General features: G+C 39.4%; 9 protein-coding genes, 1 pseudogene and 1 CRISPR repeat array. Of the genes and pseudogenes, 4 read left to right on the plus strand and 6 right to left on the minus strand.

Annotated elements, in window-relative coordinates:
* Positions 1–15: 15 nt before the first annotated feature.
* Positions 16–1,080, plus strand: coding sequence for a hypothetical protein (locus J8L97_RS06470; RefSeq protein WP_192506982.1), 1,065 nt, complete (start codon positions 16–18; stop codon positions 1,078–1,080).
* A gap of 65 nt (positions 1,081–1,145) precedes the next feature.
* Positions 1,146–2,198: a hypothetical protein gene (locus J8L97_RS06475; protein ID WP_211048298.1), complete on the plus strand. Its 1,053-nt coding sequence runs from the start codon at positions 1,146–1,148 to the stop codon at positions 2,196–2,198.
* 1 nt (position 2,199) lies between these two features.
* Here the strand turns inward: J8L97_RS06475 and J8L97_RS06480 are convergent, their stop codons facing one another.
* From J8L97_RS06480 to cas6, 6 genes and pseudogenes are all read right to left on the minus strand, one after another.
* Entirely contained in the window at positions 2,200–2,610 is a 411-nt protein-coding gene (locus J8L97_RS06480; protein WP_192506984.1) for a protease, read from the minus strand.
* 101 nt (positions 2,611–2,711) lie between these two features.
* On the minus strand, positions 2,712–3,434 hold the full coding sequence (locus tag J8L97_RS06485; protein ID WP_211048299.1) for a M35 family metallo-endopeptidase: 723 nt from the start codon (positions 3,432–3,434) through the stop codon (positions 2,712–2,714).
* 24 nt (positions 3,435–3,458) lie between these two features.
* Positions 3,459–3,836 (minus strand): hypothetical protein, encoded by a 378-nt coding sequence (locus J8L97_RS06490; protein ID WP_211048300.1) that lies wholly within the window; start codon positions 3,834–3,836, stop codon positions 3,459–3,461.
* A gap of 205 nt (positions 3,837–4,041) precedes the next feature.
* Positions 4,042–7,698, minus strand: coding sequence for a collagenase (locus tag J8L97_RS06495; protein ID WP_211048301.1), 3,657 nt, complete (start codon positions 7,696–7,698; stop codon positions 4,042–4,044).
* A gap of 402 nt (positions 7,699–8,100) precedes the next feature.
* Positions 8,101–8,286: pseudogene (locus tag J8L97_RS06500) on the minus strand (transposase); the annotation flags it as partial.
* A gap of 152 nt (positions 8,287–8,438) precedes the next feature.
* Positions 8,439–8,812: a CRISPR direct-repeat array (repeat unit 35 nt; unit sequence GTATCAATCCCCTCTAAAGTCGGGGTCACTCATAC).
* 319 nt (positions 8,813–9,131) lie between these two features.
* Positions 9,132–10,058 carry a CRISPR system precrRNA processing endoribonuclease RAMP protein Cas6 gene (cas6, locus tag J8L97_RS06505; protein WP_210997068.1) on the minus strand — a complete coding sequence of 309 codons (927 nt, stop codon included), beginning with the start codon at positions 10,056–10,058 and terminating at the stop codon, positions 9,132–9,134.
* Positions 10,059–10,127: 69 nt separating this feature from the next.
* Between cas6 and J8L97_RS06510 the strand changes: the two genes are divergently transcribed.
* Complete coding sequence (locus J8L97_RS06510) at positions 10,128–11,009, plus strand: hypothetical protein (RefSeq protein ID WP_211048302.1); 882 nt, start codon at positions 10,128–10,130, stop codon at positions 11,007–11,009.
* A gap of 14 nt (positions 11,010–11,023) precedes the next feature.
* The gene (locus J8L97_RS06515; protein WP_211048303.1) at positions 11,024–15,124 is read left to right on the plus strand and encodes a hypothetical protein; all 4,101 of its coding nucleotides are present in this window, start codon (positions 11,024–11,026) and stop codon (positions 15,122–15,124) included.

The raw sequence follows: 15,124 nt of genomic DNA on the forward strand, positions 1-15,124 counted from the left end.
AAGCTGAGAATTGATATGAAAAAAAATAAAAGCAGTATCACATTAAGCAGTTTATGCGGCATTATCATTGCATTGAGTACGAGCTGCTCTGTGATGAGCAAAGAATATAAAACAATCCTAATCCATGGATTACAACCACAACAACTGATCAGTGCGTCTGCGACTAATGTTGAGGCAGATGGGGCATCTTATTGGTCGTCGTATTGGGGGCAAGTGTCAGACGAGCGCATTGACTGGCCGTCATATGAAAGAATTGAAGGAAAAATAGCGACAGACTGGATTTGGCCAAAATTAAAACAGTTCTCTGAGGCGAACTTATGTGACTCTGGTTGTGTACTTGTTACACACTCTACAGGGGATCTGGTGGCACGCTATATTATCGACAATCAAGCAAATTGGTTAAGAAATGCGGGGTTACAGCCTCTCAATATTGTAGCAACATTTGACATTGCAGGAGCCGGTGGTGGTAGTGAGCTTGCTGACATTGCCGTGAGTGCATTAACTGGTGCAGCCTCTTGGAGCTTTGTTATTGATCAAGCATTAACATGGTGGTTAGGCAGTGACGTAACAGAAGCGGTTGGTGTACTTCATGATTTGAAAGTGAACAATGCGCGTAAAATATCGCCTGTACCTGATGATAGAGCGCCCAGGCTTAGATTTGTGGCTGATGGAGATGATTTCTTTGGTGCCACGAAGTTGTTCTTAAAAGGCAGCGATGACGGTGTTGTTGCATCTCACTCTTCATGTGGCGCAAGTCGTGTAGATTCTTTTGGTAGCTGTAGCCGTCATATTGCATCAGATGGTCAGGTGGGTCATCAAGGTAATGGAGTTTCAGGGTTTATGCCGAATCATTATCCAATGTTAATGTCAGACAATTATAGTCATAACTCAATTCGAAATGCAGGCCATAAGGGGAAGGTGACTGTGGCGAATTACGCTGCCAATGTTGGAGGTAAGCAGGTGTCTTTTCAAACATATGATGAAACAACGGGTCATTGGTTTTGGAAGAAGCAGTATCGATTTGTAGCGGACTCCAATAGGCTGAGTGCATCCGAATTAATCTATGACGCAATCCCATAAAGCTGATAAATCACGCGCTTTGTTGAAGCATATGGCATAGCAAAGCGCATAAAGAGTGCCAGAATATGAAACATTATAAATTAGGCGTTGGAGTTACTGTATGTGTTTTATCGCTATTTTGGTTTTTTACCGATGATAGCCAAGCAAAAAGTAATACAGTCTCTACAAACAATGGTCAAACTCGTGAAAGCTCAGCTGAATCGATAGTACAAATTGTCAATAAAGCAGAGCAACCTCAGGCACAATTAACATCGCATTTTGATGGCAGCATCAAACTTGCCGCAAAGCAAGTGGCTGTCCAGTACGAAGCGGCATTACGCTATCCGCAATACTCTCAGCCACTAACGAGATTTGATGAAGATAGACTAAAACCAAATGGGTTTTATCCACTCTCAATCCCCCTTGATGAGAGTGGAAATAAACTGACAATGCGCTTAGAAAAATATCGATTTGTGTACCCTGACCATATCGAATTAGAGATAGGGGGTGATAATATTGAAAATATCGCGGTGAGTTTGATGGATGTAGAGACAAAAAAGATATTTTCACAACGTACGATTTATGGTGAGCAACTCAATGACAAAATCGTATTTTCGGGCGATAAAAGCTACTCTAGGAATTTACAAATTGTTGCGCATGCTAAAATTAAGCGTAAACAGGTCCCAATTGTCGCGCAAATACAATACATGCCGCCTAGTGCGAGGTTAGTTGGCTTTGGTGATGCACGGCCAGATGATGATAAAATGAGTATCCCTGCAAAGCTACAAGTTGAGAAAGCAGGCTTATACAGAGTAAGAGCAAACTTATATGCCGCAGGTGAACCTATCGTACATTTGGTCACGAGAGGGCTGTTGCGAAAAGGGCAACAAAGGATTGACCTATCAGCACATTGGTCTGTACTTAATCCAGATATAGAGACTATGACATTGAGCGGGTTTGTGGTTGAGTTAATGTCACCTAGCCCAGCCCAACCGAGTATCTTTGGTGCGAGTGATATAAAAGAGTTTGATATTACAGAATTTGCCTATGATAGCCTGCAACAAACACCTTATGAACCTTTAGCAAAAGAACGTCAAAGCCTAATTTTTTTACAACATTTAGCCGGCAATTCGGAATAAGTCACTGTCTTACCAAAATCATGGAGCAATCTATATTTGGTGAATCGGGGTGGGAAAGCTCAGAGGACAGTGTAATGGTTGTTGGACTACTTAACGCAACATCGTAAGCATTAAGCAGGTTTAATGTAATGCTACGATGTTCGTGTGCTGCGAGTTCTATATAGTCGTGCTCCGTTGGTTTTGCGCGTTTTGCCATCGGACCTTGATAGAGTAGCTCGACACCACTTTGCTCGACATGTAAAAATTGACTCCACCAGCCTTCAAAAGGCGTGTGCCACTTTAGAAACCGAACTGGTTCGTTTGTGGTATTTGTAAATATAAAGGTCACTAAATATTGATTGTCCCCTGACTTTGTTGACTTAATTGTGCAAGTGAGTGAACTATTAGAACCCAAACCAATGAGATTTTTCATGTTCTGATCACACCCACTTGCGAGTAACACTAATCCAACTATAAATAAGCGATACACCATCATATTAATTAAGAGCGTGTTGCCACGCTCCTCCTTTAAATTTAATTTTGCTGCGGAGTATTCTCAGCAAAGTATTCATAACTATCGGCGTTTTCAATCGCTTTCCTAACGTTTGAAATCGCTAAGTTTTTAGCGCCATAGTGCCCATAAGCATGGTCATCGGTTCCTGCAACCGCATTAAAGTGGCTGACTTCATGAATTATAGTCCCTGCTTGTGAATCTGTGCCAGTACGGGACGCATTCCAAAATGCACCACAAAAATACACTTTATAAGGTTGGTTTGGGTATACATATGCAAATGTCCCTGAGCTGGTGCAACCGCAGTCAAATGAAAGCGGCTTATTTTTTATGGCATCTGTGATATCTGAAAAATTCTCTTCAACACGCTCATGGGCCTTGGGTGACCAAAAAGCACCTACGCGTATTGATGGATCACCAAACCATGTTTTGTATCTCGGTGCCGTTTTTAATTGTGTCGTACTGCGGCTACTTAAATAACCAGTCGCACTAGCTGACATGTTTTTGGCACTGCTCCATGCACTATTAATGGTGTTTTTCTGACTATTACTACACGATGTATAAGATGTCGCTAGCGTTTGTGTATTGTATGTCAGAGTGGAGGTTGCAGCGACTGTTTCTGCTATCGGATCACCTGTAATCAAAGTTGAAATTGCAGTAGAGCGCAAAGCTGAATATGCAAAAGGTACCGCATTGTTCTTTAATGACTGCATATGCTCATTTTGTGGCGCTTTAAATAGATGCAAAGAATTTGCCTGATATTGAACACGTTATTCACCTGGGAGTGCAAAATTATAGAGTGAAGAGAGTTCGATTGAGTAGTGAATACTTTGGCCTGGTTTGAGCATTTGGTAATCATTTTCACTCGGTGCTGTGCGCTTGTACAATGCGCCTGTATATTCAACGGGCTCACCATCGCGGGTAATGTTAAATATATTACCTTGTACGCCATCAGCTGCGGTGTACCATTTAAGCACTTTAACTGGGGAGTTGTCATGGTTGGTTAGTACCAGTTCCACATGAATATCACCTTCAGTTGTCAGTAGAGAGCTTAGGAAATTTATTTGGGCAGAAACTTGCGCAGCACTTGCCGTATTAGCCACAAAGATGGCTGAAGAGAGCGCACTTATTAAAAGTCTTCTTTTCATTACTTTATTCCTTTATGTTGTTGTCTCTAGGAATAATAGCAGCGAAGAACAAAAAATAAACAGTATGTCGTTTTTTTGTTTGTTTTTTGTTAATTTTTGAATCTTTACTAGTGAGGATTTTATGCAATTGTTGGTGGGGGGAGAAAAAATAGGCGCCACAAGTAGGGTGGCGCCTATTGGTTACTTACATGTAATTAAGGGTAGATCACTCTGCCTTAACGCTAAAGGTTACCCCCTTAAAGGTAGAGTTCGTATTCAAGGTGATGTAGCGCCAGCCACGATTTGCCGTGACAACAAGACTTTGTGCTGTGCCAGCTTCACCTGATTTATTTTGTGCGTTGGCCTTACTAGCCCAAGTATCGGCGTTGAAGTAAATACCGACATCACCTTCACCACCTTGGCTTTGCAGTGTTAGTGTGGTGTTATCTGCTGCGACCCACACATAGAATGAGTTACGGCCCCCAGCGACACATTCATTTTTGCCAAGTGTTAATTGTCCATAATTAATTGTGGCAGCGCCACAATCTTGAATAGCCCCATTATTAGGATCATTCGGGAATGGGTCACTATTGTCACCCATGCCATCCCCATCGCTGTCGAGCCACTCTGAGCTATCATTTGGAAATGCGTCTTTGTTGTCTCCAAAACCGTCACCATCGGTGTCTTTTGTTTCAGTTGGATCATTTGGGAAAGCATCTTCTGAGTCGATTACGCCATCGCCATCGGCATCGTTATTATTGCCGTTACCATTATCGAGAATGTCATTGGTGATCACGTAGTCATTGAGGGTGTTTTCTTCACTCATGACGGCAACGGCTAAACACTGTCCAGACTGTGTGGTGATAGCTGCGCGTCGATTACCAAACCATTTCCAAGAGTCGGCACTCGAGTATGTTTCACCTTGTGCTAATGTTTTAAACTCAAAGCTGTCACTCAATGCACCTGTTTCGTTGTCTACACGATAGATACGCACAGTTGTGTCAGTGGTGTTTGTGAATTTGAAATCAGCTTCAAATGGACCTGTTAGATGTTTTTCCATTAAGTCACAAGAACCTAACTGATTCGCTGCTGGCAGCACTTCCGGGCTTTTTGCGTTGGCAACCATCGCTTCATCAATGGTAAAGTTGCCAGTTGGGTTATCAAGAACACCCACGCTCAAACAATTTAAGCGTGCATCGGTGATCATGAATCTGCGATTGGCATACCAAATATCAGACGTATAGCTTTGCCCTTTTTGTAATGTGCCATAGCCATAATCAAAGCCATCGGCCGCACTTTCATATTTAGGCTTGCCAGTCAGATTGTCTATACGGAATAATCGAACAGGGTAATCTGTGGTATTTGTAATGCTAAATTGATGTGCTTCGTCACCAATAATATGCGGTTTAACTAATTCACAGCTCCCCAAAGCATGCTGGGCCGGCAAAGTTTCTGGCACAACATCTTTTACTAAATCTGCGTTTATCGTGAAAGTGTTACCCGCTGATTTCAAAGACGCAACGCCGAGACAATTGAGGTTATTGTCTGACAACATAATTCTGTCGAATTCTCGCCAATTTGTTGCGTTATAAGTGTCACCTTGACCTAATGTCTTGTAGTTTTTCGCAAAGTTGGCCGTACCTTTTTGATTATCAATCCAGAAAATAGACACCGGAGTATCAGTGTTGTTGGTGATTGTGTAGTCAGTGTTATTTGCGTCAACGGGGCGCACATATTGCTGTGTGAGATCACAGCTACCGATTTTTCCAGCGTCAGGTATGACTTCAGCTTTTGCGGCAATGGCTTCAGAATTGGCCATAACAAATGCTTCAAAGTCCGCTTGGCTACGCTCTGCAACTGCCTTTAAAGAACTTACATAACCGTCTTTGCTGCCATTTCTTAATGCATCTTTGAGCAAGTGCATGTCGCTATTGTGTTGCTCGTCTAAATAACGCATAGCAAAGTAGCTCCACTGGTATAAGTCATCATAGCCATACGCCATGAATAGCAAGTTATAAAGAGGCGGGATAACTTTGCCTTTGATTACCTCTAATGTACGAGGAAAATCAGTACCATTTGCTAAATATTCAGCCATGCCTTCAGACCAAGACACGTTGTAGTTATAATAGTTGAAGCCACCGACTTTGACATATCGGCCATCTAGATAATGCACATATTCGTGGCGTAGATTGTAAATTTGGTCTTCATATTGACAAGATTTACCGACCCACGCATCAGGGCATTGCATCGCTAGGAATCGTGCTTGGTTCCCCTCTTTTTCTGGTGTTCCTTCTAAGTATATTCCGCCATTATCTGTGTCTACATTATCAAAAAACTCAGGCGCATACTTTTTATATTCGTCTGGGCTTGAGAATACGACAACCTCCAGCGTGGTGTTCTTATCGTTAGCAACCGGGCTGCCTTGGGTATTAAAAAATGCATGAAACTCAGTTTCTTGCGTAGCCATTTCAGCGCAAGATTTATTTAGAATTGACTGGCTGATGGTGCTTTGTGCTCGAATAGTGACCGAGTCAGAGCATTTATGAGTCACAGTTAAAATATCAGACTCTTTTGGTGGTACGATACAATGACCAAAGAGTGGATCGGTACTTTCACATAGTCGTTTAGCCGAATCTAGGTACTTTTTAGTGGTCATAGTTTCAATGGTTTCAGTGCTTAACCATGCGATGAGCTTTTCATGGGTTTCAAGCACAATACTGTCAAAGCGTGCTTTTGCTTCGTCAGTGGCAATGGTGGCAATTTTCCCCAATGCGATATAACTGTGTGGCACAATCCATTTACGGTCAGATTCTTTACTCCAACGCAAATCAATGGCCGTTTCACCTAATACTGCAAATGAGCGAATAACAGACATCACATCTAAAATCCGTTCATTAATTGCATTTTGCGCAGCCGGGTCACCATACATTGCGGCATTAGCAACCGCACCAAGCATTTCCATCATGGCATCACTGGCGTTGTTAGCCTTGAAGGGGTCTGTTTGCAATGAATGATATTGGATTGCGGCCAGTATGTGGGGAAGCTGGTCTTTAAAGTGGTTTGCGCCATTGCCACGCTGAAAATTATTGATGGCTTTTGCATACCCTTCTTGGATAACACTGCCCGTCGGTGATAAAAACGCGGTCATTTTTGCAACGGCTTGCATCGCGGTATTTAGATCACTTGCTTCTGTTGTGGTAATTGCTTGCGCATAAAATTTATATGACCCAAGGAAATACAATAGTTGGTTTAAATCAGGGTCGGCAATGTCATCGGCATCAGCAAGATAATGAATTGCTTCGAGTACATCAGTGAGTGGGTCATTTGCAGCACCGGCGAGCGCTTCAAAATCGGCATATTTTGCCGCTAAAATAGTGGGAATTATGCTTCCGTATTGAGATTTTGAACTGATAGCCGGGTTAGGTAAATTAACGGAGACATTGGTGTTGTAAATAATGTAGTCGCCAAGTGGAGGTGGAATCTCTCCCCCTGTAATGTCGACTCTTAATGTGGTTTGCGCAATATTACCGTCGATTTTAAAGTAACGTCTTCCTGCTCGTGATGTTTCTGATACTTGCTCTGTGTTTGTGTCTGCTGTGTCACTGCGCTGCGTGACAGTGCCACTCCAGTGGTTACCCTCATATAGACTTATTGCTGCATCAATTCCGTTGTACGTACCACCTGAAGTGCTGATAACAAGTTGGCTGTTCTCATAGGGGACTTCTACATAGAAATAGTGACCATAATTCGTAATACAGTGTGTTTGGTTGGCGCTTACTTCACCTTGGCGAGGCAGAGTAGGGTCCCCACATTGGGCGTTGGCCAAAGTAATGTTACTACTGAGAGAAAGTAGTACCGCACTTGCTAGAACCGATTTTTTCATAGTTTTATTCATTATTATTATCAACATGTTGTGGTTATATGAACGTAAAGTTTGTTATTCCTTCGCATGACAAGCATTTTTGCCAAGCTTACGCACTGTCATCCATTATTTTTATTCGTATTTTTACAATCTTGTCATATTGTCTTAATTTTTATACCGTAAATTGTATACTGTATGCAAAATAATCTTACCTAATTTATATATCTTTTTTGTCTATAATTATTCTAATTTAAAATTTCCTTTAAATTCAATTGATTAGTTTTTTCATCGAGTCTTAAGTAAGAAACTCTCAGTGGTATGAAGCGATTTTTCGCGAAAAGTAAGGAGTGGTGATATCAAGTGGTCAGTGCAACATGGTTTTTAATCATATCATTAGGAGTTAAATAGTTTAATATCCTTCTTCAAAGCTTTGGCATTAGGTGTTTCACCATTTCGCTCAAGTTCAAGTTGTTGAACCCAGCGCCTTAAAGCCGTTTCTCCAACATCCAATGAACGACATGCTTCTTGAAGTGAATAGCCTTGGTCTAAAACTAAACAAGCGGCTTCAAGTTTGAATTCTTTACTAAATGTTCTGCGTTTTCTTGCCATCGGACACCTCTGATTGAGTGGTAATGATACCACCTAAAATAGTGTCCGGAATTATTGAACCACAATACAAAGCTCTTAGGAGAGCCAGTCTCAATTCCCTCTAAAGTCGGGTCACTCATACACTTATACACTTTAAAGAAGGGCTTTAAACAGTATCAATCCCCTCTAAAGTCGGGGTCACTCATACATGCACAGCGTTGCCAGCATACCTGACTTAATTGTATCAATCCCCTCTAAAGTCGGGGTCACTCATACATTTACCTTACTTACCTTTATATAAGAGAATTAGTATCAATCCCCTCTAAAGTCGGGGTCACTCATACTATTAGGTACAACAAAAAAGGAAGAATATTATGGTATCAATCCCCTCTAAAGTCGGGGTCACTCATACCTTTTTCGAGAGAAAATAATCTATGGCATATAGTATCAATCCCCTCTAAAGTCGGGGTCACTCATACTTTTATTTTGGAGACATTCTTATGAATGCACAAGTATCAATCCCCTCTAAAGTCGGGGTCACTCATACTATAGCTGATCGAGGCCGCGCCATACAAGGCCTAGAAGGGGTAAAAATGACGCTCTCCAAAAGCTTGTACCTAAAATCTGTTTATTACTGACATTTTTAAGTATTGGAAAGGAAAAAGTTTAAATTTTTCAAACATCTGCGGTCTAGGCTACTGACAAAGTGTTGATTTTATAGTGTAGATTAAATAATATTTTTTGAAAAAAGCTAATTAAATTAAAAGGCTATAACCTTTTCAGTCAAAGTAACCTAAGTAAAAAAGCAGTATGTGGTCAAAATAGATTAAAGCGTTTATTTTCGGGCATTAACCTATTTACATAACTTACTGTACTGAGTCATCATGAGCCGACATTAAGGCATATTCTAGGGAGTAATTGCCCTGACCAAAATTGGCTTTTTTACCTATTTGCAATGCGCTGCCAATTTGTAGCCATAATAGTGATTGCGATGTGGTTTGGTACTGTATTTGACCAACTAAGCCACTTAGATCATGCGCTTTATCGGCAATATTGGTTTGACGTGTCTGAATAAAGAACTTTGATGCGTCATAAAGTGCTTTGTTATTTGGAGAGGTACAAAGCAGTTCTTTACAGTCATAGCCAGTTGTAAAGTGGTTATCACATAACAACTGTAAACGGTTAGCTACCGATAGTATCCAGTTATCAAGTAGTGGAGCGTTTTTAGAAAGCCTACCTTTTACTTTTAAAAAGATAGGTGAGTGAATGTTTAATTGTGCCAACCAAAGCGGAGAGTCCGCTTCAAAAGGGATAAAAAGTTGGTCTGCTAAATTTGTTGCTGGTGGTACAAGCAAGTCAAGTTTGCAGCCCGATTTATATAACATTAAATCTCGGCCTTGATGGCGCAAGTTTATTTTATGAACTTTAAAGTTAACTGACTTACTACCCAACCCTTTTTTTTGCAATATAAACAAGGAGTGAACAATTTCAGCTAAATACTCACATGCTTTACCAAATAATTTGATTGAAAAATTAAAAAGCTTACCTTTATCTAGACCATTTGCAGGCAAAAATGGCGCAGTAAAAAAATAGCCTCTAGGACTCGATGTATCTTGTTCACCTAATAGTAATTGGCATAATTTGGGGTTAACCGAATACATTGCATTAGTTAGCGCACCATGTAGTAAACTGCCTGAATAAGGATAGCCAACAAGGTTATCATCGAGTTTTAATTGTACCCCCAGATTAATAAATGGGATGTCTTTGCAAAGAGAGATAAGGGGAGAGTGCAACTATCAGCTCCTTTTTATTGTTCTAGTGCTGTATCTATGATATCAAAAGAAAGAAGATAGGAAAGCATTATGATAACTAAACACAATACCAGTATTTTGTGTCCTACTAATGATCTTGAGGCACACACTATAATCGCCTTAGCAAGTAAGTTTGGGTTTTCAGTTTTTAAAGGCCCAAATTTTTGGGGGGCAACATTATTAGACGCCATAGAGCATATAGATTTTGAAAAGTGCAAGCCAAATCTAATTGCAATCGAACTGCCAGACATTAATGAAGAAGGTAAGCAATTTCTTGCACGTAAAGGTATTAAGTTACATTTATTAGACCATCATCAATATTCGGATTGTGATAAACGAAATACTCATTCTGCTATTGAACAATTTGCAAAAATTTTCTCTCTAAGATTAAGCGCCTACGATAAACTAGTTGCAGCCAATGATAGAGGTTTTATACCTGGTTTATTAACAGCCGGAGCAACTTACTATGATATGAAAAAAATAAGAGATGACGAAGCAAATGTTAGAGGGGTTGGAGGGATACGTAGAGAAGCTTTTAGTTGGTTTGAAAGTCAAAATATTGAACAGTCACCCGACAAAATATTCTATCTAGATTGCCCAGCTCGTTTTACAAGTGTCATGAGTGAGGTTGCGCAGTTTCCCTCTAAAGTTACTTATGAGCGAGCCTTAAGTTTACGTCAACCATTAAAACTCAGGCAAGTAGTGCTCAGATATATAGAGCAAGACCATGTGACACAAATTGAAGTATTGGCAAGAAAAAACCGTGACAAACTCAGTGAATTAGTTAAAAAGTGGCCATTTGTTAATTTAAAAAGTTGGTTTGGTGGTGAAGCCCCTAACTACTTTTTTGGTGCAGTTGCAAAAAGCAAATTTGTGAAATCCGAACCTCAGTTTGATGTTTTATACAATGAATTAAAAGGCATTCTAAAATAAGAACATTTATAAACATGGAAGAAAAACAAAACAAAAATCTTGAATTTAAAGAGTACTTGTTAGATTTAGAAGACGTTACAGTGGTGACACGCTATTGTGAGTTACCTGACTCTTATTCACTTATAAAGTCTATTGAAGATCAAGAGGCCTTAAAAGGCGCAATAACTAAAAAACCTTTATTTTGGGGTCGAGTTTGTGTTGATAATGCCAGCTTATCTCTTGAAGAAGCCGTTTATATCTGTCACGACAAACGCAAAGTTGAATTACTAAAACGCTTTGCAACCGAGCACCCTTTTTGTCAAATCGAACAAGTAACGATTGCACAGAGCTGTTACTATGCTTTATTAATGACAAAGCAAGCATTAAGTCAAAGCACAATTACCGATTTTTTTGATGTTTTTTTTGAGTTTTCTAGACCACAGCATCAATATCGCGCAACGTTTTATTATCCGTTTGACCTTCAAGGCGAAACTACTTTAAAAAATAGACTAAATATTGATGCTAATAATAGTAATAAACGTAAGGTTATATTGAATGATGAATGTTTAACAATTAAGGCAAAAAGGTATGAATTTCATAAGGTAGGAACTGATCCTGCTGATTGGACTACGGTTGAAAATAATCAGGTCCAAACTTTTTTGTATTATAACCCGCAAGCTCAAGCTTGTTTCTTTGGTGAAAAAGGTGGTTCTAAAAAAATAAATGCCTTTGAAGAGTATCAATTAGAGTTAAGTAATTGCTACATAGGAATAGACAACGCTAAAAGTAAACAGGCACGAAATAAACGCAAACAATCTTCAGTGTTTGGTGATACTTTACAAGACTGTGAGGTTGCTGATTTTACTCAAAATGAACTTACGCCTTGTGCAAAAATAACCCAATTAAGTTTAATTCGGCACCCAATTTCTCGAGGTAGCTTTTTACTTGCAATAAACGCAGAGTACTCTCCAACACAAGATATTTTTAAATATGCCGCAAGTACATTAAGAACGGTTCAGAAAATACAAAATCAACCTTTATACGCAGGAACTATTTATGATGAAGCGTGGTGGTGGTGTATTTTACTTGCTCCATCTGATTTAACTCTAGCTAAAAGCATGAAACAAATGCAGTTAGGTCGCTGGTTGAATTTCAGTCAAAAAGCAAGGATCCTTTATCCAACGTTTGTTGAGCAAAAAGAAGAAGAAAAAATAGACTGCTTAGTGTTGCTTTTAAACAATACTGAGCATTTAACCTATGATGGTGAAAAGCCAAGAGGGCTAGAGGATTTAAAACAACAAAAAGACAATCGACAACCTATTTCGCGTTACGTTATGCGGCTGGTCTCTTTATTTTTTAATGACGATGCATCGAGTACGGCAGAACAAAACGACGTAATAAAAAAGCTAGACCCATATAGCCATAACCAACATGATTCGAGATTGTATTTAAATGCAACTTACGGACTGTGCGGTAATTATCCTAAGACTTCGCTTGGCGAAGATGTCTTAGCCCAAACCACCAGCTTAGCCACAATGGTCGATGTTGAAAATAATCGGTTCGACTTCTACCCCACAGGTTATGCATACAATCAAGAGTTTGTGACTAAACTTATCGATGATCAATCTTACAGACGATGGAAAGGCATAAGCTCAGAAACAGGTTTCAACGAATATGCAACGGTCACTGTTGGTTTTGGTGGTTATACGGCTGATTGCATTTTACCGCATTGGCACACGATCTATCGTCACTTTTTCCATTATGCGTTACTTACCCGGGAGGCGTTGACATGCTTTAAGCGAACAATGAATAAAGCCACTGATCAATTAGCACAAGGAAATACGAGCTCGAAACCTGAAAACAATTATCGCGAAATAAGACGAAACTTTATTTTATTTATGAATCGATATTGGTTTAAACAGTTAAGTCATGAACAACAAGGGCTAGAGGTCTTTGAGCAAATACAAAGAGCAACGTCGCTTGATGAACACTTTGATATGGTTAAAGAGCAAGTGTCATTTGCCGATGACTATATGGAAAGTTGGCGTAACATTTATTTTGTCAATAAGGCGGATAATACAGGGCAAATTGCCGCATTATTGGCATTAATTGCAATTGTGACTGCTTGGCCAAAAGGCTTGAATGTATTCAGTTTAGAGTTTATTGACAGGATGACGCTCATTATATTAATTGGGTTAGCCATTCTATTCGGTGTCAAATCTAAGTTATTCGCTGCTATTTATAGCTGTTTAAATTTTATTAGTTTTCCATCTGCTAAGTACCAATATCTTTATCAGAAATTAATGTCATTTTTTCCAATTAGCAGCAACCATAAAGAGAGTAAGAAATCGCTTGCTGAACAATGTGAAGAACATTGGGAAAGCAAATTGCAAAATTTAAAGAATAAGACAAATAAACAGTCACACGTAACCCCATTAAAAAATCATCAAGGAGAGGCCATGTATGCACTCATAAAAGTTGAAGCTGTTAATTTTGGTAATAGCTTAGGGATTAGTAATAACCTCAGTGTTTACCGAGGGACAAGCATGTTATTACGAAATTCAGTACTTCAAATAGCGCAAAAGCTCGACAACTTAGAAGTGATTTCTTTAGGTGGCTCAGTGGGCATTTATAAAACAAATAATAATGATGCAGAAGAGTTAGTATCTGAGATTAAAAATAGACTAAATGCTGATTATCAAGGCATGAATTTCGTTGTTAATTACAAAAAACACGTTACAGATAGCACGTTTAATAAATCAAAAGATGCCTTGATTAATGACGGGCGATTGTTACAGCTACAGCAAATGAGTGTAAGTTTCAAAAATGTACCAGACGCGTTAAATGCTGATGGCAGCAAAGTCGAAGCTCAGAAGGTATGTGAACTTAGCCATGTATTGCCTGCATCAGAACACGAGAGGGTACAAAGTGCTGATAAGCCAGTGAATACGATTTTAAAGACATTATTTTTGTATGGGCGAGATCAAAAGCAAACCTTCTACGAGAGTGAATTAGCTCAGTACTCAGAACTTGCAAAAGTGAGTAATCCTAAAACCATTAAAAGATTCTACACGCAGAGCTTTGAGCAAATATGCAATGATGATGGTATTGCACACTTAGATAATAAGCTCGCTTACCTTTATTTTGATGGCAACAAGTTTTCTAAAATTCAACAAAACTATGTTGAATCTGCCGACGACCAGCTTAGTTATGACAAACATATCCGCCAACTCAGAGGAGAATTACTCGATAAGCTATTAAATTATCTAGATAATCAAAAAGATGCCTTATTCGAAGATACCATTACAATAGATGGGCAAGAGCAAAATATCTCGAGGATTAAATTAGAAACCCTATTATGGGGAGGAGATGAAACTTTATTTGTTCTGCCTGCATCTCAAGGTTTTAAAGTACTTGCTAAACTTATGGAATGGACAAAAGACTGGTCTATTAGCAAACAGGTTAAACAAGAAAATGGGGCGTTAATTAACCAGATCTATCCTTTAACTCATGCATTTGGTTTGGTCTTTTGCCAACATAAAACCCCGGTCTCTACTGTTAGAAGCTTTGCCACAAATCTTGCAGATGAAGTTAAAAAAGTGGCGCTTTCGGCAGTTGTAAAACAAAAAGAAGTTAAAGAAAAAGAGACACGATTATCTTCTGATGAGCCAAAACAAGCTAACGAGCAGCATATAAACATTGACGGTACTACAAACTGCTACAGTGTTGCTGTGTTAGAGTCAATCGATATTACAACCCTTGATGTTAACGATTATTTTAGCCACAGCTATGGGGAGATGTCTCAGCAACGAGCCAACATTTTGCCCAATGAATTTAATACAGATGATCTGTCAATTTTAGGCGCAAACTTAACCGAAAGCTTCCCAAAAAGTGCCATTTATAACCTTGCAAAGCAATATAAAAATCCAGAGGCTTTGTTAGAAGCGGAGCAGCGACTTAGCTATGTGACAGGTCTTCGTGAGGAGAAAATAGTAGAATTTATTAAGCTTGCTAGTGATGTTTTGATAGGGAAGCCATTGGACTTAACAAAAGAGCACCAAGAACAACGTGCGATTATGTGGGTACTACTAACAGAATATTGGGAGTACATTGCATTACATGGAAATAAGGAGTAA

Origin of the sequence: Pseudoalteromonas sp. MMG012 (genome assembly GCF_018100875.1) — a bacterium.
Lineage (GTDB): Bacteria > Pseudomonadota > Gammaproteobacteria > Enterobacterales > Alteromonadaceae > Pseudoalteromonas > Pseudoalteromonas aurantia.